20 protein-coding genes, 2 tRNA genes and 1 riboswitch are annotated in these 21,744 nt (G+C 55.5%); of the genes, 9 read left to right on the top strand and 13 right to left on the bottom strand.

What is annotated here, in order from left to right:
• Positions 1 to 20: 20 nt before the first annotated feature.
• Positions 21 to 1,265, bottom strand: coding sequence for a response regulator (locus RDK48_RS03070; protein ID WP_298997970.1), 1,245 nt, complete (start codon positions 1,263 to 1,265; stop codon positions 21 to 23).
• A 412-nt stretch (positions 1,266 to 1,677) separates the two neighbouring features.
• Here RDK48_RS03070 and RDK48_RS03065 point away from each other — a divergent pair, with 412 nt between their 5' ends.
• Positions 1,678 to 2,514 (top strand): DMT family transporter, encoded by an 837-nt coding sequence (locus tag RDK48_RS03065; protein ID WP_298997971.1) that lies wholly within the window; start codon positions 1,678 to 1,680, stop codon positions 2,512 to 2,514.
• Between the two features lie 243 nt (positions 2,515 to 2,757).
• On the opposite strand, the gene RDK48_RS03060 is transcribed toward RDK48_RS03065, so the two are convergent.
• Positions 2,758 to 4,470 (bottom strand): 30S ribosomal protein S1, encoded by a 1,713-nt coding sequence (locus RDK48_RS03060; RefSeq protein ID WP_298997972.1) that lies wholly within the window; start codon positions 4,468 to 4,470, stop codon positions 2,758 to 2,760.
• Positions 4,471 to 4,680: 210 nt separating this feature from the next.
• Positions 4,681 to 4,903, top strand: a riboswitch (cobalamin riboswitch).
• Between the two features lie 30 nt (positions 4,904 to 4,933).
• Between RDK48_RS03060 and RDK48_RS03055 the strand changes: the two genes are divergently transcribed.
• Positions 4,934 to 5,872, top strand: a complete 939-nt coding sequence (locus RDK48_RS03055) for a sirohydrochlorin cobaltochelatase (RefSeq protein ID WP_298997973.1) — start codon at positions 4,934 to 4,936, stop codon at positions 5,870 to 5,872.
• Between the two features lie 176 nt (positions 5,873 to 6,048).
• Here RDK48_RS03055 and RDK48_RS03050 read toward each other — a convergent pair whose 3' ends face one another.
• From RDK48_RS03050 to RDK48_RS03030, 5 genes are all read right to left on the bottom strand, one after another.
• The gene (locus tag RDK48_RS03050; protein WP_298997975.1) at positions 6,049 to 6,624 is read right to left on the bottom strand and encodes a hypothetical protein; all 576 of its coding nucleotides are present in this window, start codon (positions 6,622 to 6,624) and stop codon (positions 6,049 to 6,051) included.
• 242 nt (positions 6,625 to 6,866) lie between these two features.
• The gene (locus RDK48_RS03045) at positions 6,867 to 7,286 is read right to left on the bottom strand and encodes a hypothetical protein (protein WP_298997976.1); all 420 of its coding nucleotides are present in this window, start codon (positions 7,284 to 7,286) and stop codon (positions 6,867 to 6,869) included.
• A 3-nt stretch (positions 7,287 to 7,289) separates the two neighbouring features.
• Positions 7,290 to 8,570: a phenylacetate--CoA ligase family protein gene (locus RDK48_RS03040; RefSeq protein ID WP_298997977.1), complete on the bottom strand. Its 1,281-nt coding sequence runs from the start codon at positions 8,568 to 8,570 to the stop codon at positions 7,290 to 7,292.
• A 100-nt stretch (positions 8,571 to 8,670) separates the two neighbouring features.
• Positions 8,671 to 9,720: an asparaginase gene (locus tag RDK48_RS03035; RefSeq protein WP_298997978.1), complete on the bottom strand. Its 1,050-nt coding sequence runs from the start codon at positions 9,718 to 9,720 to the stop codon at positions 8,671 to 8,673.
• Positions 9,721 to 9,744: 24 nt separating this feature from the next.
• Positions 9,745 to 10,311 (bottom strand): GNAT family N-acetyltransferase, encoded by a 567-nt coding sequence (locus RDK48_RS03030; protein ID WP_298997980.1) that lies wholly within the window; start codon positions 10,309 to 10,311, stop codon positions 9,745 to 9,747.
• A 124-nt stretch (positions 10,312 to 10,435) separates the two neighbouring features.
• Here RDK48_RS03030 and RDK48_RS03025 point away from each other — a divergent pair, with 124 nt between their 5' ends.
• Entirely contained in the window at positions 10,436 to 11,626 is a 1,191-nt protein-coding gene (locus RDK48_RS03025; RefSeq protein WP_298997982.1) for an MFS transporter, read from the top strand.
• Positions 11,623 to 12,132, top strand: coding sequence for a methylated-DNA--[protein]-cysteine S-methyltransferase (locus tag RDK48_RS03020; protein WP_298997983.1), 510 nt, complete (start codon positions 11,623 to 11,625; stop codon positions 12,130 to 12,132). Before RDK48_RS03025 ends, RDK48_RS03020 begins: the two co-directional genes overlap by 4 nt.
• Positions 12,133 to 12,809: 677 nt before the next feature.
• On the opposite strand, the gene sfsA is transcribed toward RDK48_RS03020, so the two are convergent.
• A complete protein-coding gene (gene sfsA, locus RDK48_RS03015; protein WP_298997985.1) occupies positions 12,810 to 13,688 on the bottom strand; it encodes a DNA/RNA nuclease SfsA in 879 nt (292 codons plus the stop codon).
• Positions 13,689 to 13,777: 89 nt separating this feature from the next.
• Between sfsA and RDK48_RS03010 the strand changes: the two genes are divergently transcribed.
• Together RDK48_RS03010 and RDK48_RS03005 are read left to right on the top strand one after the other, a co-directional pair.
• The gene (locus RDK48_RS03010; RefSeq protein ID WP_298997986.1) at positions 13,778 to 14,968 is read left to right on the top strand and encodes a pyridoxal phosphate-dependent aminotransferase; all 1,191 of its coding nucleotides are present in this window, start codon (positions 13,778 to 13,780) and stop codon (positions 14,966 to 14,968) included.
• A 103-nt stretch (positions 14,969 to 15,071) separates the two neighbouring features.
• Positions 15,072 to 15,147: transfer RNA gene (locus RDK48_RS03005), tRNA-Ala, on the top strand.
• A gap of 293 nt (positions 15,148 to 15,440) precedes the next feature.
• On the opposite strand, the gene RDK48_RS03000 is transcribed toward RDK48_RS03005, so the two are convergent.
• Complete coding sequence (locus RDK48_RS03000) at positions 15,441 to 15,956, bottom strand: hypothetical protein (RefSeq protein WP_298997987.1); 516 nt, start codon at positions 15,954 to 15,956, stop codon at positions 15,441 to 15,443.
• A 463-nt stretch (positions 15,957 to 16,419) separates the two neighbouring features.
• On the opposite strand from RDK48_RS03000, the gene RDK48_RS02995 reads away from it, so the two are divergent.
• Positions 16,420 to 16,923, top strand: coding sequence for a hypothetical protein (locus RDK48_RS02995; protein WP_308587793.1), 504 nt, complete (start codon positions 16,420 to 16,422; stop codon positions 16,921 to 16,923).
• A 535-nt stretch (positions 16,924 to 17,458) separates the two neighbouring features.
• On the opposite strand, the gene RDK48_RS02990 is transcribed toward RDK48_RS02995, so the two are convergent.
• The 4 genes from RDK48_RS02990 to RDK48_RS02975 form a co-directional block, all read right to left on the bottom strand.
• Entirely contained in the window at positions 17,459 to 18,004 is a 546-nt protein-coding gene (locus tag RDK48_RS02990; protein ID WP_298997989.1) for a hypothetical protein, read from the bottom strand.
• A gap of 326 nt (positions 18,005 to 18,330) precedes the next feature.
• Complete coding sequence (locus RDK48_RS02985) at positions 18,331 to 18,954, bottom strand: hypothetical protein (protein ID WP_298997990.1); 624 nt, start codon at positions 18,952 to 18,954, stop codon at positions 18,331 to 18,333.
• Positions 18,955 to 19,431: 477 nt separating this feature from the next.
• A tRNA-Ala gene (locus RDK48_RS02980) sits at positions 19,432 to 19,525 on the bottom strand.
• Positions 19,526 to 19,600: 75 nt separating this feature from the next.
• Entirely contained in the window at positions 19,601 to 20,173 is a 573-nt protein-coding gene (locus RDK48_RS02975; RefSeq protein ID WP_298998240.1) for a hypothetical protein, read from the bottom strand.
• Positions 20,174 to 20,643: 470 nt separating this feature from the next.
• Between RDK48_RS02975 and RDK48_RS02970 the strand changes: the two genes are divergently transcribed.
• Together RDK48_RS02970 and RDK48_RS02965 are read left to right on the top strand one after the other, a co-directional pair.
• Positions 20,644 to 21,168 (top strand): hypothetical protein, encoded by a 525-nt coding sequence (locus RDK48_RS02970; RefSeq protein WP_298998243.1) that lies wholly within the window; start codon positions 20,644 to 20,646, stop codon positions 21,166 to 21,168.
• Between the two features lie 43 nt (positions 21,169 to 21,211).
• Positions 21,212 to 21,697: a hypothetical protein gene (locus RDK48_RS02965; protein ID WP_298998246.1), complete on the top strand. Its 486-nt coding sequence runs from the start codon at positions 21,212 to 21,214 to the stop codon at positions 21,695 to 21,697.
• The last annotated feature ends 47 nt before the right edge of the window (positions 21,698 to 21,744 follow it).

Raw genomic sequence — 21,744 nt, 5'->3', positions numbered from 1 at the left:
GGTGTCGCGCCAGCGCTGGCTTATGCTTGCCAGATAAAGCGGTCGCGCCCTTCCCGTTTGGCTGTGTAAAGCTGGGCATCGGCCGCATTGATGAGCGATTCGAGGTCGCTGGCCTTTTGTTCGGCCATGCCGATGGAAACAGAAATGGCTATGCTGAGCGCACCGATCTGCACTGGTTTTGAACTAACGGAAGTGCGAAAATTTTCAAGCCTTCGGGCGAAGTCGTTTTTATCCATTCTCGGCGCGACCACGCAAAATTCTTCGCCGCCGTAACGTCCGCAAATGTATGGCTCCGGAAACTCGTCGCGCAGCATGCCGCCAAGCTGCCGCAGGGCAATATCGCCCGCCAGGTGCCCGTAACGGTCATTGACCTGTTTAAAATAATCCACATCAATCATGGCGGCGGCCATGGCCCGACGTTCTTTTCTTGCCTCGGCCACAGCCTCTTGCGCTTCAGAGAAAAACTGACGGCGCACCAGCAGGTTGGTGAGGGCATCACGCTCTGCAAGGGCGCGGTTTTTACGGATAAGATCCTGAATGTCAAGATTCATGGAAATACGGCACAAAAGTTCCTCAAAGGAGGATGTTTTGAATACGTAATCGTTGGCCCCTGACCGCAGAAATTGTGCTCCCGCGTCCGTACCCACAGAAATGACAATAATGGACAGCTCGTCCATGGTGTGGGTTTTGCGGATGGCGGCGGTGAGCTTGATGCCGTCCATGCCGGGCATGTAGTGGTCAGCCAGCACAATGCGTATGCCAGGGTGCTCCTTGAGAATCTGCAAGGCTTCCAGGCCATTGCCTGCCGTGTAAGCGGTGATGCGCTGGCGCCGCAGCAACTCGGATACCTGCATGCACCAGAGGTTGGAATCGTCCACAATCAGGGCTTCAACGCCGCTATTGGCGCGCAGGCGGCTCACCACACGCATGAGGTACATCATGTCATCGGGGGTGCGCTTGACGATATAATCGGTAACGCCCTGCAACATCAGGCGCTTATAGATGTCTTCGTCAAAATGGGCGCTGACCACCACCACAGGGATGTGCCGGGCAAGGATGGCAGGGACAATCTCGCCGTTGGGAGCGTCGGGCAGGTTGAGGTCGCAAAGGGCGAGAAAGTACTGCGAGGGATTGTCCTCCAGCAGTTTCAATGCCTGCTGGCGATCCTCAGCGCATTCGTAGGAAAGCCCCAATTGTTCCTTGAGATTGTGCGCCATAAAGCGCGCTGTTGTCCGGCTGTCTTCAACGATGAGAACTTTCTGCATGTTTGCTTCCGCATGAGGGATTGGTTTGGGGCAGGATAAAAAAATTGCGCCGTGCAAGAGTGCGGAACCTGCGCGGCGGCTGTGAATTTTGATCGTATTGATTTTTGCTCTTGCAGTCAAAAGGGATAACGGCTCTTGCGTGTTATATTTGCAGAACATCCCCCGCACAGCACCGCTGGCGAAACACCGGGCCAGTGCGGCGGGAACGATTGCCTGCCGCAGTTCTGCCCATGATAGCACGCAACAATGCCTGCACGAGGAGTTTTACGGAATCACGTTGGCGATTGAGGGCGCATTATCGCAATGTATGTGGCGCGGCATGGGCGTGCGCCTTCACAGTATTGCCCCTCTTTTTTGGGTGGACCAAGCGGCCTGGTCTTGGCATTCTCCCGGCAAAAAGGTAGCAAGGCCCATGTCCCCATCAATATTGCTCGCCATCCTCTTTGCCGCATTTCTGCACGCGCTTTGGAATATTATTGTCAAAAGCGGTGAGAACAAGCTGTTTGAAACCGGTTTGAACGCCTTTGGCGCCTGCGTGGGCGCGCTGTGCCTGTTGCCTTTTTTGCCGCCTCTGCCGCAGGCCGCGTGGCCTTATCTTGGCATGTCGTGCCTGTGCCACCTCGGGTATTACATCTGCATTTCTGCCGCGTATGAGCGGGTAGACATGTCTTTTGCCTACACCGTAATGCGCGGATGCGCGCCTTTGCTCACCTCGCTGGCCCTGCTGGCCTTTGGCGTGAACATGTCTGTGGGCGCATGGTGCGGCGTGCTTACGTTGTGCGCGGGGATTCTGTGCCTTGCCACCGATAATATGCGCCGTGGCTATGGGTGGAGCGAAGTTTTTATCTCGTTGCGCACCTCATGCATCATCATGGGGTACACGCTGGCGGACGGTCTTGGTGCGCGCGAAAGCGGCAACGCAGCGACCTACACCACCTGGATTTTTTTGATCAACGCGCTCCCCGTGCATGTTTACATCCTGTGGCGGCATGGCTGGAGCTACGTGCGCTATGCCCGTAAGCGGATTGCTGTAGGTACGTTTGGCGGGTTGGCAAGCATGGGTTCATACGGCATTGCCCTCTGGGCTATGACCCTGGCACCTATCGCTGTTGTGGCGGCCCTGCGCGAGACTTCGGTGATCTTTGGCATGCTGCTGGCCATGTGGCTGCTGCACGAGCGTTTTACGCCCTTGCGCGGATTTTCTGTGCTGTTGGTTGTCGGTGGTGCTGCACTGCTCAAGCTGGCTTGATCAGAAGGTTGCAGGCTGGCAGACTCGCCGGTGATTATGGCAGCGGACTATTGCGAGAGGCAGCCTTTGCTGAACGCGGCGCACGTCCACCTCTGGGGCAAGGAGTCAGCCCTGCCTAGATATCACGGGTGCATCGCTGGCACATTACCAACTCAACCACCCCTCGCTGTTTGTTGCTGGCAGGCAACAAGAAAGGGCGCTCCCTTGCGGGAACGCCCTTTTGTATTTTGAAGCAGAAACAGACTAGCTGTTTTCGCTTTCTTCAAACTTCTGCTTGAGCAGGTCGCCCAGGCTCTGACCGGCTTCTTGCGAGCCGGAATGGAATTCCTTGGGCTTGCGGCGTTCTTCCTCGTCCTTGATCTGCTTGATGGACAGGCCCAGACGGCGCTCTTCAGCGCTGACATGGATAACCTTGGCCTGGATTTCCTGGCCTTCCTTGTAGATCTCGGCGGGGGTCTTCACCTTCTTGCTGGAAAGTTCGGACACGTGCACCAGGCCTTCGATACCTTCTTCCACTTCAACAAAGAGGCCGAAGTCGGTGATGTTGGTCACAATACCCTTGATGGTGCAGCCCACGGGGTAGGTGTTGGGCACATGGCCCCACGGATCGTCCACCAGCTGCTTCACGCCGAGGGTGAACTTTTCGTTTTCCTGATCCACGGTCAGCACCTTGGCCTGCACGGTGTCGCCCACCTTGTACAGCTCATTGGGGTGACGCACTTTCTTGGTCCAGGAAATGTCGGAAACGTGGATAAGGCCGTCGATGCCGTCTTCGATGCCAATGAACATGCCGAATTCGGTGATGTTCTTGATGACGCCTTCAAGGACGGTGCCTTCAGGGTACTTTTCAGCAACCAGTTCCCAGGGATTGGGGCGAACCTGCTTCATGCCGAGGCTGATGCGCTTCTTGTCGCCGTCCACGCCCAGGATGACCACTTCGACTTCGTCGCCGGTGTGAACCATCTGGGAAGGATGACGCAGCTTGCGGGTCCAGGACATTTCGGAAATGTGCACCAGGCCTTCAACGCCGGGTTCCAGTTCCACAAATGCGCCGTAGTCAACCAGGTTGGTGACCTTGCCGCTGCACTTGGCCCCTTCGGGGAAGCGGGCGGAGATGTCCTGCCACGGATCGGGCACGAGCTGCTTGAGGCCGAGGGAAACTTTGTTGTTGTCGCGATCAAAGGAAAGCACCTTCAGGGTCAGTTCCTGACCGATGGTGATCATTTCCTTGGGATGGCGAATGCGCTTCCAGCTCATGTCGGTGATGTGCAGCAGGCCGTCGAGGCCGCCGAGGTCAACAAACACGCCGTATTCGGTGATGTTCTTGGCCTTACCGGTAACGATCTGGTTTTCTTCAAGGGTGCGCAGCAGATCCTGGCGTTTGGAATCGCGCTCCTCTTCAAGCAGCACGCGGCGAGAAACGATAACGTTGCTGCGGCGGCGGTTGATCTTGAGCACGCGGAATTCGAATTCCTGGTTGACCAGGGCATCCATATCCGGCACGGGGCGCAGATCCACATGTGAACCGGGCAAAAACGCTTCCACACCGCCGATGTCCACGGTGTAGCCACCCTTGATGCGGCGGACAATGTGGCCCTTGATGACCCGGTTGTTTTCCTGCACGTCTTCGAGCTGGTCGAACACCTGCATGCGCTTGGCTTTCTCGAAAGAAAGAGTGATGGTGCCGTCGTTTTCGTTCTTGCGAACAACGTAAACGTCAACACGATCGCCCACTTTGACGGAAATGTTGCCGGCGGGGTCGCGGAATTCTGCCGCGGGAATCTGCCCTTCGGACTTGAAGTTCACGTCAACAAGCACATTGTCATCATCCACGCGGACGATTTCGCCCTTCGTGATAGAGCCTTCCTCAAGATCGCCGAAATCGGGATTGAGGTAGTTTTCAAGGGCGCTTTCGAAATTGATTTCGTTGTCGTGCCCGGTTTCCAAACCTGCCATATGTCCAGCCTCCAAACATAATTTCCCCATAACAGGGAGGTGCTTTATTATCAGGATTTCATCAGAAGAACAAGAAAAAATACGCGCCAAATCGGCTTTAGCCGCCGAAAAATCGGGATTCTGCGCCGCTCCGGATGGCCCAGGCGCGGCAGCCCGCGCGGGGCATACCTTGCAATGGCCTGTCTGACGGGGCTTGCAGGGTATGCCCACTTGACTTTTATTGCCGCATGAATTGTTTTTAAAAAGTCGGCGGGGAATTCCGTTAAAATCGGAAACAGTCGCGCTGCGGTAAGAGGGAACGAAGCTTCATCGTTCCGCCACATGGCGGGGCGCTACAGCCAGTCGCGCGAGCGGCGAAGGCGAAGTCTAGGCAAGGGGCGCGAGGCCCCCATGCCCTCAAGTCCGAATATCCTCCGGCATTTCATCCAACTTAACCCGTCAACGCGCCATTGAGGAGGTTGCCATGCTGCGTACTACGCCGCATTCCATTCTGCATTTTTTCACTCGTACTCTTTTGCCCATTTTTTTGTTGTGCGCCGTCATGGGCGCACCTGTGGTTGCCCCTGCCGCTGAATCCGGCGCGGAAAGCCCCAAGGCCGGAGTGCTGCTGGTGGCCTTTGGCACCAGTGTGCCCGAAGCCCTGGCTTCAATGAAGGCCGTGGATGCGGAGTTCAAGGCCGCATTTCCCGGTCAGCCTGTGGTGTGGGCCTATACCTCGCAGATTATCCGCAAAAAAATAGCCGCCGAGGGGCATCCCGTGGGCGGTATCAGCGACGGCCTCGCCCAGCTTGCCAAGGACGGCGTCAAGGTCGTGCGCGTACAGTCGCTGCACGTCATGGCGGGCGAGGAGTTCAGCGCGCTTGAGCGTGCCGTGCTTATCGATCTGCAAAAAAATCCGGGCCGCTTTGACTCAGTGTTTCTTGGCCGCCCCATGCTGGAATCGAAAAAAGACGCGCAGGAACTCATTCAGGCCATCAGGGAAGACGTCAAGTCCCTGCGTGGTAAGGACGCAGCCCTGGTGCTCATGGGGCACGGCCAGAGTCATGGCCGCGCGGATCTGACGTTTGAAGGTACGCGCGCCGTGTTCCACGATGTGGATAAGCGCGTGTTTATGGCAACCGTTGAGGGAGCGCGCAGCGTGGATGACCTGCTGGCGGAACTCAAGGCCGCCAAGGTCAAGAACGTGGTTATCGAGCCGCTCATGCTGGTGGCTGGCGACCATGCGCACAACGATCTGGCCGGGGATGAAGACGATTCCTGGGCCTCGAAGCTCAAGGCCGCAGGTTTCAAGGTGGAGACCAACCTCAAGGGTTTGGGCCAGATTGCCGGTGCGCGCGCCATTCTGGTGCGCCATGCGCGCGAAGCCGCCGATGACCTGATCAAGGAACCCAGGAAGCAGTAGCGGGCGTTTGCCTGCACCGCATATTTGTTGTGGGAGCCGCATAAGCCGGGACAGCGCGCCCGGTTTGTGCGGCTTCTTGCATTTTTGTGCGGGAAAATGGGGAGTGTGGGAGGCGCCGTGTCTCGCAGGTTTTCAGGCCTTTTGTCGGGTTCAGTGCGCTTGAGTATGTTTGTGTCTCAAGCCTGGCGGGTCACCAGCCATGCCAGCATGCCGCCCTGCGCCGCAATAGCGGCCGCAAAGGCCAGCCAGCAGCCCCAGAGGGGTAAGGCCTTGGGCGCAATGCCCGCAGCCAGCGCCAGCATGCCCTGAAATGCCCGTTTTAGGGGCCACAGCAGCGCCAGCCCCGCCCACACCGAGGCGCTCAGGGTAAAAACCTGCAATTCCTTGATTTCCCACAGCCCCACCAGCGAGGCATACAGATCAACATTGCCGGAATTGTAGGCATTGCCGATGAGTTCCAGCCTGTCCAGAGCCGGGCCGTCAGTGCAAATTGCGCCAAGAATGAAAAAAATGCCCACAAGACCAAGAAACAGCAGCAGAAAAAGACCGAAGGTGCGCATTTGCCAGCGGGAATGCGCCACACCAGCAAAATCGCCGATACGGCGCGCAAGAAAATGCAGGGGAATTGCCAGAAGCGGCACTGGCACAATGAGCAGGCCCAGACCGGGCCTCACCAGCGCAAACGATCCCCCTGCAAGCATAAGATAGCCTGCAAGTGAGATAACAGATGCGGGTAAGGCGGCAAGGGGCATACGCGCTCCAGTGTCGGCGGTTCTGGCGCGTAGAACAGGGGCGCGCTCGTATAAAATCCTATGCCAAAAAGGGGCAAAGGTCTATGCGGCAAGGGAACTTGCGATAATTTGCCGGAGCGGAGCGCCCGCGCGGCAATGCAGGAATCCGCCGTCGGGCAAGGGACTAGATTTCGGGCCCAACGTTCTGAGCTGGCACTGGGGGCTAACACACTGAGGCGGCGACTTTAGCCTGATATTTTGACCTAGCGTTCGGGCGTTGAGAGAAAGGCGGGCATGCTGGCCGCAGCCCCCCGGCAGGATGCCTCATCAGGGTCAAAGCAGCACAGGATGGCGCACCATGATCCGCCATCGCGCTGTTGCGCCACGCAGCGGTCAAGCTGCCTGTCGGGGCAACTGGCAGCTGGGGCAAGGTCGGGCAGGGCAGCGCGGCAGGCAGCTTCAAGCCGCAGACATTCGGCTTGCGCCTGACCCTGATCCTTTCCCTGATATTTTGATGTGTTGGCGTGTCTGGCGCACCATGCGGGGCTGTCCACTTCTGCTATCTCTCTCGCGGACGCAGCGGGAGCCAAGAGGCAAAAGGCCAGCAGGCATGCGGCGGTAAAGCCCATGATAAAGGCGCAGGGCAAAAACCCCGCGCCAGTGTAATCAATATGTTTTGCCACGGCCTAGCGCTTGTCCACCACGCGTTTGGATTTGCTGAAGGTACGCGGCAGGCTGGCGTAGTCCGCCACGTTCACGGAAACGCGGGCCATGATGGCCTTGTGCAGGCGGGTTTCAAGCTCATGGGCCAGGGCGGCATCGTTGCCTTCGGTCTGGCCCTGTCCGCGTTCCACAATGAGGGCCAGATGGTCGAGGGAGCGATCGTCACGGGTGAGTTCCACCTGGTACTCACCGCCAAGTTCCGCAAACTGGCCGATGACTTCCATGAGCTGACCGGGGTAGATGTTCACGCCACGGTAAATGATCATGTCGTCCGAGCGCCCGAGGATGCGGTCATGGCGCGGCATGGCAAGGCCGCACGAGCATTGACCCGGCAGCAGGCGCGAAAGATCGTGAGTGCGGTAGCGCAGCAGGGGCACGGCCTCCTTGCACAGGCTGGTCACGACCATTTCGCCCACTTCGCCCTCGGCAACTGGCTGCATGGTGGCGGGGTCGAGCACTTCAATGATGAAGAGGTCGGCCCAGTAGTGCAGGCCTTCGTGGGCGTCGCAGTCGATGGCCGTGCCGGGGCCGTACATTTCGGTCATACCGCCGATGTCGTAACAGCCCTCAAGGCCGAGCTTGCTTTCAATGGCGAGGCGCATCTTTTCACTGCGGGTTTCTGAACCGCAGACCATGCGCTTGAGCTTGATCTTGCCGCGCAGATCGGCGCGTTCCACTTCTTCCGCCAGCAGCAGGGCCATGGATGCCGTGGCCGTAAAGCCCGTGGCCCCCAGATCCTGCAAAAGCTGCAAGTGCATTTCAAGATTGCCCGGCCCCACCGGCACGGTGAGCATGCCAAGGCGTTCGCTGCCCGCCTGAAAGCCCGCGCCCGCCGTCCACAGTCCGTAGCCCACGGCAAGCTGCATGCGGTCTTCGGGGGTGAAGCCCGCCAGTTCAAAGCAGCGGGCAATCTGGAGGCTGAACGTATCAATATCGCGCTGGGTGTAGGCCAGAATTTTGCGTTTGCCAGTGGTGCCGCTGGAGGCATGGATGCGCGCCACGTCACGCGGCGGCACGCACAGGAGCGGCAGGGGATAGCCCTCGCGCAGGTCTTCCACGTCGCAGGTGGGCAGACGGCGCAGGTCGTCCAGGCTTGTAATGTCGTCCGGCTTCAGGCCGCAGGCTTCCAGCTTTGCCCTGTACTGGGGCGAATTCCAGGCCTGACGCACGGTGTAGCGCAGACCTTCAAGCTGTTTCTGGCGGATATCCTCATCGGTGAGCTGGGGAATAAAGCGGTACGACATGAAGCTCTCCTGATTCCATTGGGGTCATGGGCTTGAAAAGAAAATAAACCACACACTGCGGTTTTTTTGCGCCGCAGGCAAGCCCAAAGGGCACTGCTGCCTACAGTTTGGCCCCAAGGGCAAACACTTCGCGCACCGAAAGCATGCGCTGTGCCGGATCGGCGTCCTTTTGCTGTTCCAGCGCCAGCATGAGCAGCACGCGGGCCTTAGCGGGCGAAAGCATGCCGCCGGGCACAAAGCCCTCGTATTCATCAAGGGGCGTTACAGGGCCGGAACCGGTACGGCTGCACCGGATAACGGGGATGCCCCCGGCAATGGCCTGCCGCAGCTCATGGCGCACGGCATCGGGCATGGAGCCGTTGCCCATGCCAGCCAGCACTATGCCCGCGCTGTGCTCCATGGAATAGCGCACAAGATCAACAGGCATGCCCGCGCAACCGTAGATCACATCCACGCGCGGCAGCTTTTTACGGCCTGCAAGTTCGGCAAAGGTTCCGGCCAGAGCGGGATCTTCCTCCCCGCCGTAGTAAAACTGGGGTTCGCCGTTGATAACACGGCCAAGGCAGCCCGATTCCAGCGCGCGGAAGGCTTCCACATCAAGCGTGGCGACTTTTACAGCCGTGCGGGCCGAGAGCACCCGGCTGTTCATGACCAGCAGCGCGCCGCGCGCCTGCGCCTGGGGGCAGGCCGCCACGGCCACGGCATCGCGTATGTTGATGGGGCCGTCCGCGCTCAGCGAGGTGGAGGGGCGCATGGAGCCGGTCAGCACAACGGGCTTGGGGCTGGCAAGGGTGAGGTGCAGATAGAAGGCCGATTCTTCCAGCGTGTCTGTGCCGTGGGTCAGCACTACGCCGCAGATTTCTGGGTCGTCCAGAGCCTTGGCGCACTGCTCGCCCAGCATGGCCCAGTGTTCGGGGGTGATGTTTTCGCTGGGCAGGTTACCGCACTGCACGCTGGTGATGCGGGCCACGCCCTCAATGCCGGGCAGGGTTTCGAGCATGCTGTCAACGGTGAGCACCCCCGCCTGATAGCTGATCTGCTCAAGCGGCGTGGGGGCAACGCCCGCAATGGTGCCGCCCGTGGCAATAAGGGCCACCTTGGGCAGGGAGGTTGCGCTGGAACTGGCTGATGACGAAGAATGGTTGCTCATGGTGGCTCCTGCGGCGCGGTTTGCCTAGGAACGGCAGATTGCAGCCGCTTTGTCGTGAACAGTGTGCACCGCAGTCCAGAGCATATCCGTCTGCGGTTCGTTGGTATGCGGGCAGATACTGCGTCCGGCGGGGGCAAATCCCATATGGGTATAGAACGCCAGGGCGCGGCGGTTTTTTTCATACACGGTACAGCGGAGGCAGGCGTGCTTTTGATCGGGAAGTTCAGCCAGCACCTGTTCCTGCACCAGTTCCAGCAGTTGCCGCCCAAGGCCCTTGCCCCACCAGCGGGGCAGCACGAACAATCCCGCCAGATACGTGCTGTTGTCATCCGGCAGGGTTGCGGCAAACGCGGCGGGCTCTCCATCGGCGGTAAGCAATAAAACCTGAGATGAAGGTAGGTAGTGCTCCGCCATAACCGCCCGTTGTCCGCGCCAGAACGCGGCAGACACAAAGTCATGCCCTGCCAGAGAGGCCGCCAGCCAGATATCGGCGCAGGTCGAGTAATCCTTGGTAGATGCGGCCCTGACTGTTGTTACAGCCGGGCGAGGTGCGGCATGCCCCGCGTGTGTGGGGAAAAGTGTCGTTTTCATGGCCTCCCTCTGCTTAAGCGAGCCAGTGCAGCGCGTCAACCGCCGGGAACGCAGTACAGTCCCCGCGCTTGTGAACTGGTGCGCGTTACTTGGATTTGGAACAACATTGGTGTAGCGTGCCGCAATGGACAAAAAGAAAATACTCCTCGTGTCGTTAGGGCATTTGTCGTGCGATATTAACGGCGGAGCCTTGCCCGCCATACTGCCGTTTTTGCGGTCGGCTTTTGATTTGAGCTATCAGGCCACGGGCGGGCTGATGTTTGCATACTCCTGCCTGTCGTCCATGATCCAGCCGCTGTTTGGCCTGCTTTCAGACAGGTTTTCCAAACCCTGGTTCATCCCCGTGGGCGTACTGCTGGCAGGTTGCGGCCTCGCGGCCATTGGCTGGATGCCCGGCTACTGGGGGATTTTTGCGGCTATCGGCCTGAGCGGCATTGGCGCGGCCCTGTTCCACCCGGAAGGGGCGCGTTTTGCCAATGCGGTGTCGGGGCAGAACAAGGGCACGGGCATGAGCCTGTTTTCCATTGGCGGCAATGGAGGCTTTGTGCTGGGGCCGCTGCTGGCAACCGCCTGCCTTGGGGCCTTTGGCCTGACGGGAACAACGGTTTTCGCCATACTGGCCGTGATAACGGCAAGCATTCTGGTGTGGTCCATCGCCCGCATGGGCGCTACCAAAAAAGTGGGCGCAGCGGCAGGCGGCAAAACCGGGCCAGCACTCGGGGCGGAGGGGGAAACCCCCGGCGAGAACAACTGGCGCGAATTTTCTAAGCTGACGGTCTCCATCGTTACCCGTTCCATCACATTTGTGGGCTTTAACACCTTTATTCCGCTCTACTGGGTCAGCGCTTTCGGGCAGTCCACGGCAACGGGCGCAGTGGCCCTGACTTTTTTCAGCGTATGCGGTGTTATCAGCAACTTTTTCGGCGGGATGCTTTCTGACAGATTTGGCTACCGCGCCGTCATCCGTGCGGTATTCGCCCTGTTGCCGCCTGTGGTGGCGGCATTCAGCCTGAGCAACAACCTGTACGCGGCATGGGCCTTGCTGCCGCTGCTGGGATTTGTGCTGTACGCGCCCTTCAGCGCGCAGGTTGTGCTGGGCCAGCAGTATCTTGCCAAGAACATCGGCTTTGCCTCGGGCATTACCCTTGGCCTGGCAACCAGCCTTGGCGGCGTGGTGGCCCCGCTGCTCGGCTGGATTGCAGACAACTATGGCATGCCAGCCACCTTTCAGTCGCTGGCGGCGCTTTCCATTGTGGGCGCGATTTTTGCCTATTCCCTCAAACCCGTAACCGTGAAGAAGGAAAAGAAGGCATGAACAGCAAACAAAAAACTGAACCTCCCCATGCAGCGCATGCGCTGACGCGTGAAGTGCCGCTCATCGGCACCGTGCGTATTGTGGAGCGCGGAGGGAGCGTAATTCGGCTCGATCTTGGCCCCACGGCCCCCTTTGAAGCATTGAAAAATACCAAGGAACAGGAAACGCCACTGCTGAAGGAAGCCTTCAAGCAGCTTGATGAATATCTGACCGGGAAGCGCCGCGATTTTGATTTGCCCCTTGCCCCGGAGGGCACGGACTTTCAGCGCGGCGTGTGGGATGCCCTGCAAACGATACCTTACGGGCAGACCCGCAGCTACAGGCAGGTAGCCGAAGCCGCCAATTGCCCCAAGGGATACCGGGCGGTAGGCCTTGCCAACAATCGCAACCCCATTGCCATATTCATTCCCTGCCACCGTGTTATCGGCGCGGACGGCAAAATGGTTGGCTACGGCGGCGGATTGCCGATCAAGGAAGCTCTGTTGCGTCTGGAGGGCTACCTGTAGCCGCAGGCTTTTTCAGACGACACGTGTACTTTTTTCTAGGCCGTCCTTCGGGGCGGCTTTTTTGCGCGCGTCTTCCGCCCAGAGAGCAACCCCGCCTGGGGCTGTATCTTCCCTCTCGCGCTTCTTCGCATATGACTGCGTTTCTTGTGTTGCCTTGTGTGCGTTAGACTCTGGCGATAATGTTCGCAAATTGCGTAACATGTTTAAAATACACTATTAATATGAATGCTGATTTGTGCATAATCTGCCCCTGCGGGCGCACGGGTGAACCCCGGTTCCGCTATCGGTCAGAATGTCGGCATTGTGCGCAAGAGCAAAAAATGGGCGTAGATATTGTTCAAAACTAGAATAACTAACTGTAATTTTTATGTTTGTTTTGAACATTTCAAGTATGGGCAGCCCTGCAACGTTAGGCAGGAACTCCATCTCCTGCTTGCGGGGCACGCCCATTGCCTTGCGGCGCTCAAAAAAGGGCAGCGGCAGGATGAAGGCTCCCCTCCATTCTGTCGCTGCCAAAAATTCATGCCCTAAATGCGGGCGCTCAAATTGTGCGCAATTAATTTATTATTCTGTTATTATTGAAATAATTGTTTGAATAAACTGTTCCTAACCACCAAAACCTTGCGCCAAGGGCATGGAATCTGCCCAAGCTTCGGAAACTACGGGCACTGCGAACATTACAGACGCTGCGGGCGCACGGGCAGCATGGGGCCAAGGTCTATGCCCGCAGGGCTGACCAAGGCGCGGAAGGGATACATCTCCACCCCTGCGGAGAGCGCTTCGTAAAACAGGGCGGCATAGGCTGGATCAATGAAATCTGCCGGAGCAAAGCATTCTCCATCCGGACGTTGCACCAGATAGAACATGGCTGCGCGTTCGCCGCAGGCCACAATGTCCATAAGTTCGCGCAGATGCTTTTGCCCGCGTTCACTGGCGGCATCGGGGAAGCAAGCGGCGTTGTCTTCCACCATCGTGACGTTTTTGCACTCCACCCACAGGGGCGGCAGATCGGGGGCCGTGAGCAGGCCGTCCAGTCTGCTTTGCCCGCGTTTGGCCTCGCGCACAATGGTGGTGTAGCCTTGGGCAAAGGGCAGGCGGCGCGCATGAAAGGCCGCCTCAAGCATGCGATTGGGGGTGCTTGTGTTTACGCCCACCCAGAAGCCGCTGGCAGGGGAGTGTGTGCCTGATTCATGTGCTCCAGATTCGTGGGCGTTCTCAACCAGTTCAGGTACGGCCCTGCGTGCCAGCCACACGCATTCCTGCGTGTATTTGAGCTTGCGCTCAGGATTGCTTGCCGGGGATGCCAGCACCGGCGCACCCGGCAGGCACAGACCCAGCATGCTGCCGGAATTGTTGCTGTGCACCCACAGGTCTGCGCCCTGGTGCTGCAACAGCACGCTGAAACGTTTGCGGCGTGCCACAAAGGCGGCCACAATGCAGTGGGGCGGCAAGGGCAGCAGCGGGGCAGTGCTGGCAGAGTCCGGCAATCCTCCGCAGGAGGGCTGGGAGGTATCGGCAGCGGCTGTATGTGCTGCATTTTTGGGTTCAGAGCTCATTTACACCCCGATATGAAGCTGCTAGAAACAGCCAGTTGTGAGTACGCCTGCCGATTGCGGGTGCGTTGCATACGCCAAGGAGCCTCCTTATGCAGATTTCAGACCGTCTGAGCAGTATCAAACCTTCTCTGACACTCAGTGTCAACAGCCGCGCCCTCGAGCTTAAGGCTCAGGGCATTTCCGTAATCAGCCTTGCCGTGGGCGAGCCGGACTTTCCCACGCCCAAACACGTTTGCGAGGCTGCCAAAGCGGCTATTGACGACAATTTTTGCCGCTACACAGCCGTGCCGGGCATTCCCGAACTCCGCAAGGCCGCGGGTGCGTATTTTGAAAGAAACTACGGCGTCCCGGTGCCGATGGAATCCATTGTTATCGGCGCGGGCGGCAAGCACTGCCTCTATAATTTCATGCAGGCCATGCTCAACCCCGGCGACGAGGTGCTTGTGCCTGCCCCGTACTGGCTCAGCTACCCCGATATGGTCATGCTGACCGGCGCAACCCCCGTGCCTGTGCTCGCCGGGCCGGAGCAGGGCTTCAAGGTGACGCCCGCCATGCTCGAGGCGCACACCACGGATAAAACCAAGCTGCTCATTCTGAACTCGCCCAGCAACCCCACTGGCGCGGTCTACACCGAGGCCGAGTTTACGGCCATTATGGATTGGGCCATTGAGCGCGGGCTGTTTGTGCTTTCTGATGAAATTTACGACCAGCTTGTGTTCGCCCCTGCCAAAATGACCAGCGCCATCAGCTGGTTTGCCAAGTATCCCGAGCAGGTGGCCGTGCTCAACGGCCTCTCGAAGAGCTATGCCATGACAGGCTGGCGCGTGGGCTTTTTGGCTGCGCACCCGACCCTGATCAAAAAGATATCGGCCATGCAGGGTCACAGCACCTCGAATATCTGCTCCATCGCGCAGAAGGCGGGCCTTGCGGCCCTGACCGGCAGCATGGAGTGCGTGGACAAAATGCGCGAGGCCTTTGTGCGGCGGCGCGATTTTGCCATGAAGATCATTGAGGGCTGGCCCTTTGCCATCTGCCCCAAGCCCGATGGCGCGTTCTACCTCTTTTTGGACGTTTCCAAGTGCTATGGCGGCAGCGTGAACAACTCCACCGACCTTTGCACCCTGCTGCTCGACAAGGCCCACGTGGCCGTGGTGCCGGGCGCGGCCTTTGGCGACGACAAGTGCATCCGCTTCTCGTACGCTGTGGGAGACGAAGTACTCAAGGGCGCGCTGGAAAGCATCGGCAAGGTGCTTGCGCAACTGGCTGCGGAGCCTAAATAGCGCCGAAAACCGTGGCAGAATTGCCGCCAAAACCGCCGCTGTAAAAAAAATGCAAAATTGTATTGACAGTTAGGCCAGTTTTGGTCATTCTGCTTTTCGCCGTGGGGCTGTAGCTCAGTTGGGAGAGCGCTTGAATGGCATTCAAGAGGTCAAGAGTTCAATTCTCTTCAGCTCCACCAGATAGGTAATTAAAACCCCCGATCATTGAAAAATGGTCGGGGGTTTTTGCGTTTGGGTTCTACACCAAAGACGGGGCAAGCGTCCTGTGCCTTAACAGCTAGGCCCATATAGTCCGCCTTTCCAGCCCGCCACAATTGTAAAAATCAAAGTGATGATGGTCAGTGCGCCCGCACCAAGCCCCCCCCAATTTTACTTTTATTTCCGCACTTGTTGGGAATGTCATGTAAACCCTCTGCGTTACGTCTACTCATTCACGGCGCACAACCACAAGCAATTTGAGCAGAATGCGCGACTATACTGGCCCGAATAGACCGCTAAGGGCCATAAGCATCCAGAAAGACATAAATGTTGGCCCCAGGGCCGCGAGCAGAAATAACATACAGATGGGGATCTTGACCAGCATTGCGGCGCTAATCTGCGACCTAAAGAAGAATATATACAGGAGCAGTACGCAGATAAACGAAGCAATAGAACCCTGAACTGCAATTGTTATTATGAAGGTAGACCATGAGGACAACCATCCAAGGCCCATTATGTTAGCGATATGGTGAGTGTCTATTATTTCGGCAGCACCTATGAAGCATAAAGACATGCCTGAGATATAAATCCATATATTTTTTTGCAATTTAAAAAGTGACAGCAGCACAATAACGCCAGCCGCTCCAACAGCCTGCACCACATGCCCCATATAGTCGTCATCTACCAGCCAACCATACCAAGTAAGAATCAAGATAATAATGCTAGGCCAGTGTTCTCGCAGTAGCCCTACAGATTTTGCTTCTATTTCCGCTTTTGTTGGGAATGCCATATAATTCCTAAAAAAGGTTTATGTGTTTTGCTCAAGCATGTACAAATTGGGGCAGAAAAAAATAAAAATATTTTTTTTCAAAATCTGCAAAAAATTTCATCATTTATGCCCTTGCCACAGCCTCTGCACGAAATCATAGCCAACTGAAAAATTTTATTTTTTTCTTCACCAACTTCCCCTAATTCCAAACTGAAAAGAACAAAAAAACGACTGAAACGTTTCAGTATTACATAAACGCCCTCATCTGCTATATCTCCTCCAAACCTTTTAAGGAGGAAACATGGCAGCGAACAATTTCAGCACCAGAAACATGGGGCACGACGTTTCAGATCAACCGCGTTTGAGCAACGGGCAATTCACCTTTAAAGGTTCTGCAACAGCAGCAACCATACCCTCCCACAGGCAACAAACAGCGCTTGAGACTCCCATGCCCTTTTCGCAAAATGCCCCGCTGGAGGAGCGCATGTATCCGGCCAGCGTTGCTGACGTAGTAAAAAAGCACGCTCAGGGCGACCACTCTACCTTGCAGCAATATTCTCCAGACCCGGATGCGGCTGTTCCCTACTATCGCATGGGGGTGAGGGAACTCAGACTTCCTGGCGATAGAGGCAAAAAAATGTACGGGACGAAAGTTCCGCTCTTCAACTTACACTATGACCACATGCACTTTGTGGGCAGTGAGGGCCGCAATTTTGGCCTGACCGGTTCTGGCGAATTTTCTGAATCCGCTGAAGACTTAAAAAAATATCAGGTGGAAGCCCCCAAATACCGCAAGGAATACATAGACAGGGCAAGGATCGATGTCGCTCAAGAAAGAGAAAAAAATAAGTGGGACACCGCGCTCAACCAAAATTTCATCCCCCCGGTTTACGACGCCGTGGTTCACAACTGCCAGCACTACTTTGCGGAAGTTCTCCAACAGGCTCAAAAATACGAAACCAGAGAAAAACCGCTTATGTTGCCCTAACCGGCGGAAAACGCTGCCGACAACAACAGGCTAACCCCCTTGGATATGCGTACGTTACGGGTTTATGTATGGCAATAAAAATATTTAATTATACATAATCTGAAGGTGTTAACGAAGCTCCCGGTCAGATGCGATGACCGGGGGCTTTCTGATCGGGGGGGCATGTTTCCTATCTGGTGGAGCTGAAGAGAATTGATCTCTTGACCTCTTGAATGCCATTCAAGCGTCCATCTGGCGTCCTGCTTCTCATTTCCTTCAGTTACCCCAAGTCCCTCTCCCCCTACCCGTCAAGAAAAATGTGGTAAAACATGCTATTTCTGATGTTATCAAGCTCAAAAGGCACAAGCCCCCGGTTGATGCTCACCTGATCGGTCTGAGCAGATTTGAGGCAGCAGGGCGCGTAGGACGGCCTTTCTTTTGTATGACCAGCACCGTGGGCTTGAGGGCGCGTGGTGCTCCTGTAGGCTTCAAGGTCGATTGTGCCGCTAGAGTGCAGCACTAGCGTTTAGGGGCAAATTTTGAGCTGCGTCCTTATCTAGCAGAGCGGCGCAAGGCCGATGGCAGCAAGAAACAGCCAGAATAGTGCAGCTGCGGGGTACAAGGCCGCAATCATAAACAACATGCATGGGGGAACTTTTGCAAGCAGCCCCGCCCGCCCTTTCAGTCTAAAAATATACAAATGCAGCAACAAATATACAAATGAGGCTACAAATCCCTGCACTGAAAGGGATATCATTGCAGCGGTTCGCCGTGGCAGCCATTCAAGCCCCATGGCGTCAGTGAGGTGCTTTGCATCCACAAGCGTGCCTGTGGAGCATAAAACGAGCGCCCCAACATAGAGCCACGGATTCTTTTCCTGCTTAAACAACGGCATGCAAACAAGCATTCCAGCCATGCCTGCGGCCATAACCACCGCAGACGTGGTTTCCCGCATGAGTAGCCACCAGCCCAAAAATGCAATGATCAGTGCAACGATTACAGACCAATGTGCCCGAAAGAAGGTTGACCTTTGTGCTTGTATGTCTGCTGGAGCGGGCATGCAATTCTCCAATGCTGTTTTTTGTGTAAGCCGCAAAGCCATACGGTGCGCAAAAAGAGTGCTTTACTCCTGTTGCTCAGCGGAAAAGCTGAAGGGTGGTGCCGTTGGCCGCCAACTTGCCCTGCAATTTATGGAACTCTCATTTATATGGCAATGGAATATTTGTTTACAGATGGCTTGGTCAGGCAAAACGCCCCCGACTATCCGCGATAGTCGGGGGCGTTTTGCTTTATGTTCTGTGTGCTATTTTATATGGGTATGGAATTACTATGCATTACATGTCTGCAAGTGTGGGCAATCTTTCCGGCGCTTCAGGGCAGCACAAGAGGTTTCTCCTTGGTTGCGTATTCTTGAGCTTTTTGAAGGGCTTATGCAAAGTAGTGCTGACAGTTGTGCGTTGCCAAGTTGTACATCCGATGGCCATAGTTTTGCACATCAATTGCTTTTAATTGAAGCCCTTCCCATTTACGGTCAACTTCTATCTTGGCTCTGTCAATGTACTTTTTGCGATACTTGGGGGGCTCTACTTGATATTTATTCAAGCTCTGCGCGGGTTCAGAGAATACGCCAATAGAAGTCAACCCAAAGTTGCTACTGTCGTTGCCAAGGAAGTGCATGTGGTCAAAGTGTAGGTCAGCCCCTGGTATTCTCTCGCCATACCATCCTGAAAAAAAACGTGATCCAAGAGGTCTAACCCCCATTTGATAATACGGGATTGCGGCATTGGGATCACTTGAATATGGTTGCAAACCTGTGTGATCGCCGTTGGCATGTCTTTTCACAACGTCAGCAACGCTAGCTGGATACATGCGCTCCTCCAGCGAAGCAGTTTGTGAAACAGGCATGGGGGCCTCAAGCGCTGCCTGTTGCCTGTTGGAAGGTGTTGTGGCCACGGTTGCTGCGCCTTTAAAGGTGAATTGCCCGTTGCTCAAACGCGGCTGGTCTGAAACGTCGTGCCCCATGTTTCTGGCGTTGAAATTGTTCCCTGCCATGTTTCCTCCTTAAAGGGTTTGGGGGAGATATAGCAGAGGCGGGAGTTTTTGTAAGACTGAAACATTTCAGAAGTTTTTTAATCATTTTCGGTTTGGAAATGATGGTTTTTATTGAATCAAAAATTAGTATTTTCTTCTAGTTATAGCTGTGAACATGTACGCTTTTGAGCCATTGTGAATCATTTTTTGATGAATATATAAAAAACTTTTTTCAGGAATTTCTTTCTGCTGATGCGGTTAATCCTGGGGCTTACAGGGCTTTTTGGCCCATTGTGATTGGGGAGCTTTGTGACAAACATGCCGTGTTGATGCCAAGTTTTCCCGCAGCTGGGGAGTAATGGTTTATCATCTGCAGATATTTTGTCAGGGCCGCGTGTTGCGCAGATGTAAAGCCATGAGCAGCCCTTTTCAGTGCGTCACCACGCCAAAAACCCCCGACCATTTTTCAATGATCGGGGGGGGGAATTACCTATCTTGTGGAGCTGAAGAGAACTGAACTCTTACCTCTTGAATGCCATTCAAGCGTGCTTAACGCCATGCCTGCGGCAACGGGATAGCCCCCAATAGCCCCCGTGCCTACCGCTCAAGAAATAGGCAGTAAAATTGGCTATGATACTGGCAACCGCTGGCGAAACAAGCAAGCAAATCAAACGTAGACATTCACAGAAGGATTCACAGCCGCCTGCGGTGCCGCTCTGGCACCCGCGCTATCACTGGCAACGGCTACCTGGGCAGGTTGAACCTGCGCCGTTGAAAGGCTGGGCTGAGAAACTGCCGCAGGGGTAGCTTCCGTAGCAGGCGCACTGGCCGCAGGTGCTACTGCCTGAGATTTTTGATCCGTCTGCGGCAGTTGTTGCGGCTGGCCTACAGCGTCCTTTCCATCTGCTGAATCTTTGCCCTCTGCTGCTTTTTTTGCCATTTCTTCAATACGTTTCTTGATTTCTTTGAGGTTGCGCCTTGATTCTTCAGAAACGCTCGCCTGCATTGCAAATCCCATTTGCCGGGCTGCCTTTTTAGCCGCGAGCGCCATCTCTGCTGGGGTTTTGGCAGCAGCGCACGCTGCCATGCCTGCTTCAAGAATGGCCTGTTGGCGATTCATGCTGGCACTTTGCTCGATCTGAGCTCCAACCCGAGAGGCTTTAACGTATTTTGATTCACCCGATGACGCCGACACAAAATTGCGGGACATCAAGCTGGAGTCAACAGATGATATACTCATGATGGCCTCCCTGCGCTCAGACGATGTTACCTGTCTTATCGACTAAAAAAGCAAAAGCTATAGGTAAATATTTTTATATATGACCATAACTCTGATGCTTGCGCACTGCCGTTAAATGCATCGCTGTTGCCACGATGCTGTAATTATATAATTTTATTGATACTCCCACATGTCACAGATTTTTCTGCATGCCCAAGCCCTCCCCTCCCAAAATGCCCTGCAGGCATTTTGCACCAACCCCACGCCAGATTTTCCTCCGAATGTATCGAATTGCTTCTCCACCTTGCCAGCAAACAATATCTTTTTGATACACTTCACATTGCGCAATGCGACAATTTTTGTATAGCTGATATTTTCCTGTAATTATTCATGTAATGCACGATGCGATATTTTTTCTATTGACAAGATATCAAATATCGAAGAGCAGTCATTCTGAAAACTGACCGCTACTGAGTTTTTTGGAGCAGTTCATGAAGTATATTATTCCACTAGCATTTATTTTTGTGTTGCTCGCTGGCTGTGTTGAGTCGTATTCGCATAAAACTGGCGCGCCAGTGCCGCAGTTGGCCCGCATGCCCACACTTGATCCAGAAACAGGCAAGCCCGCCAAATGGTGGCTTCCTGATCTCAGCGATGAAGAAAAGGTTGACCCGCTTGAGGCGCGTGCACAAGAGCGCCGGTGCATGTACAACCTGTACAATGACAAAAACATCAGCGAGTTGTCCCACCCCAACATGACGCACAAGACCCTGCCGCAGAAAAAAAATCAGGTGTGGGCTTATTCGATCTCGTATGTTGAAGAAAGGGAAAAGTCTCGCGGATTTTTCCTCCGCAACGAAATAATCAAAAAGCCTGCCAGCACCATATTCAATATTTTTACGGATATGGACGGAAAGATCCTTGCCTGCACGTGGATCAGGGGCACATCTGCCTATCTTGCAGAGCAGCGCGCAAAGGCGGCGCAGGATGCTGATGCAGCCCGCCCCGCCCCATAGCGCCGCGACACTTTTGCGTACCTACTGATGCACGGAGAATCTGATGCTTAAGAATATATTACTGGTTGGCGTATTTGTGGTGCTGCTGGGCTGCGGACGACACGGCAACGGGTATGACGGCTGGGATGAAAACTATGTTGAAACCGGAACTGGCGTTACGATGTGGCTTCCCAAAAATATGCACACGCGCATGTATTTCTCGTCCGTTGTGGAAGATTATGCAAAAACCTGCGGTCAGAGCCAGTATCTGGATATAAACCTTCTGCCTGAACCGCAGGATGTTTACAGGGATGATGCCGACGGTGTGCGCACCTATGCGTTTTGCAGCACATACTCTGTCCATAAAGGGCGGCAAACGCAGATAAACGGGCCGGATGTTAACCGAACAGTCTACCATGACTACATTTTCAACGTCATGATGAACCAGAAAGGCGAGGTGCTGGACTGCGACTATATACACACGGAGAGTATAAGCGATTCGCCCATTTCAAACGAACCCTTCAAACTCCCCATTCTTATTTTTAAATAAAGGGCCAGATCCATCCGTTGCTCAACACTTCTGCATGGCGTAGGTTT

This window comes from uncultured Desulfovibrio sp. (assembly GCF_902477725.1).
Classification (GTDB): Bacteria; Desulfobacterota; Desulfovibrionia; order Desulfovibrionales; family Desulfovibrionaceae; genus Desulfovibrio.
Note: the sequence above shows the minus strand (reverse complement) of the source record. Positions and strands in the feature narration are given on the sequence as shown.

Coding starts and splice junctions, on each gene's coding strand:
- RDK48_RS02990 (WP_298997989.1), bottom strand. CDS start 18,004: ATGGCTTTGCGGCTTACACAAAAAACAGCATTGGAGAATTGCATGCCC.
- RDK48_RS03060 (WP_298997972.1), bottom strand. CDS start 4,470: ATGGCAGGTTTGGAAACCGGGCACGACAACGAAATCAATTTCGAAAGC.
- RDK48_RS03025 (WP_298997982.1), top strand. CDS start 10,436: ATGGACAAAAAGAAAATACTCCTCGTGTCGTTAGGGCATTTGTCGTGC.
- RDK48_RS02975 (WP_298998240.1), bottom strand. CDS start 20,173: ATGAGTATATCATCTGTTGACTCCAGCTTGATGTCCCGCAATTTTGTG.
- RDK48_RS02995 (WP_308587793.1), top strand. CDS start 16,420: ATGTATCCGGCCAGCGTTGCTGACGTAGTAAAAAAGCACGCTCAGGGC.
- RDK48_RS03030 (WP_298997980.1), bottom strand. CDS start 10,311: ATGAAAACGACACTTTTCCCCACACACGCGGGGCATGCCGCACCTCGC.
- sfsA (WP_298997985.1), bottom strand. CDS start 13,688: ATGAGCTCTGAACCCAAAAATGCAGCACATACAGCCGCTGCCGATACC.
- RDK48_RS03020 (WP_298997983.1), top strand. CDS start 11,623: ATGAACAGCAAACAAAAAACTGAACCTCCCCATGCAGCGCATGCGCTG.
- RDK48_RS03050 (WP_298997975.1), bottom strand. CDS start 6,624: ATGCCCCTTGCCGCCTTACCCGCATCTGTTATCTCACTTGCAGGCTAT.
- RDK48_RS02970 (WP_298998243.1), top strand. CDS start 20,644: ATGAAGTATATTATTCCACTAGCATTTATTTTTGTGTTGCTCGCTGGC.
- RDK48_RS02985 (WP_298997990.1), bottom strand. CDS start 18,954: ATGGCAGGGAACAATTTCAACGCCAGAAACATGGGGCACGACGTTTCA.
- RDK48_RS03055 (WP_298997973.1), top strand. CDS start 4,934: ATGCTGCGTACTACGCCGCATTCCATTCTGCATTTTTTCACTCGTACT.
- RDK48_RS03070 (WP_298997970.1), bottom strand. CDS start 1,265: ATGCAGAAAGTTCTCATCGTTGAAGACAGCCGGACAACAGCGCGCTTT.
- RDK48_RS03000 (WP_298997987.1), bottom strand. CDS start 15,956: ATGGCATTCCCAACAAAAGCGGAAATAGAAGCAAAATCTGTAGGGCTA.
- RDK48_RS03040 (WP_298997977.1), bottom strand. CDS start 8,570: ATGTCGTACCGCTTTATTCCCCAGCTCACCGATGAGGATATCCGCCAG.
- RDK48_RS02965 (WP_298998246.1), top strand. CDS start 21,212: ATGCTTAAGAATATATTACTGGTTGGCGTATTTGTGGTGCTGCTGGGC.
- RDK48_RS03035 (WP_298997978.1), bottom strand. CDS start 9,720: ATGAGCAACCATTCTTCGTCATCAGCCAGTTCCAGCGCAACCTCCCTG.
- RDK48_RS03010 (WP_298997986.1), top strand. CDS start 13,778: ATGCAGATTTCAGACCGTCTGAGCAGTATCAAACCTTCTCTGACACTC.
- RDK48_RS03065 (WP_298997971.1), top strand. CDS start 1,678: ATGTCCCCATCAATATTGCTCGCCATCCTCTTTGCCGCATTTCTGCAC.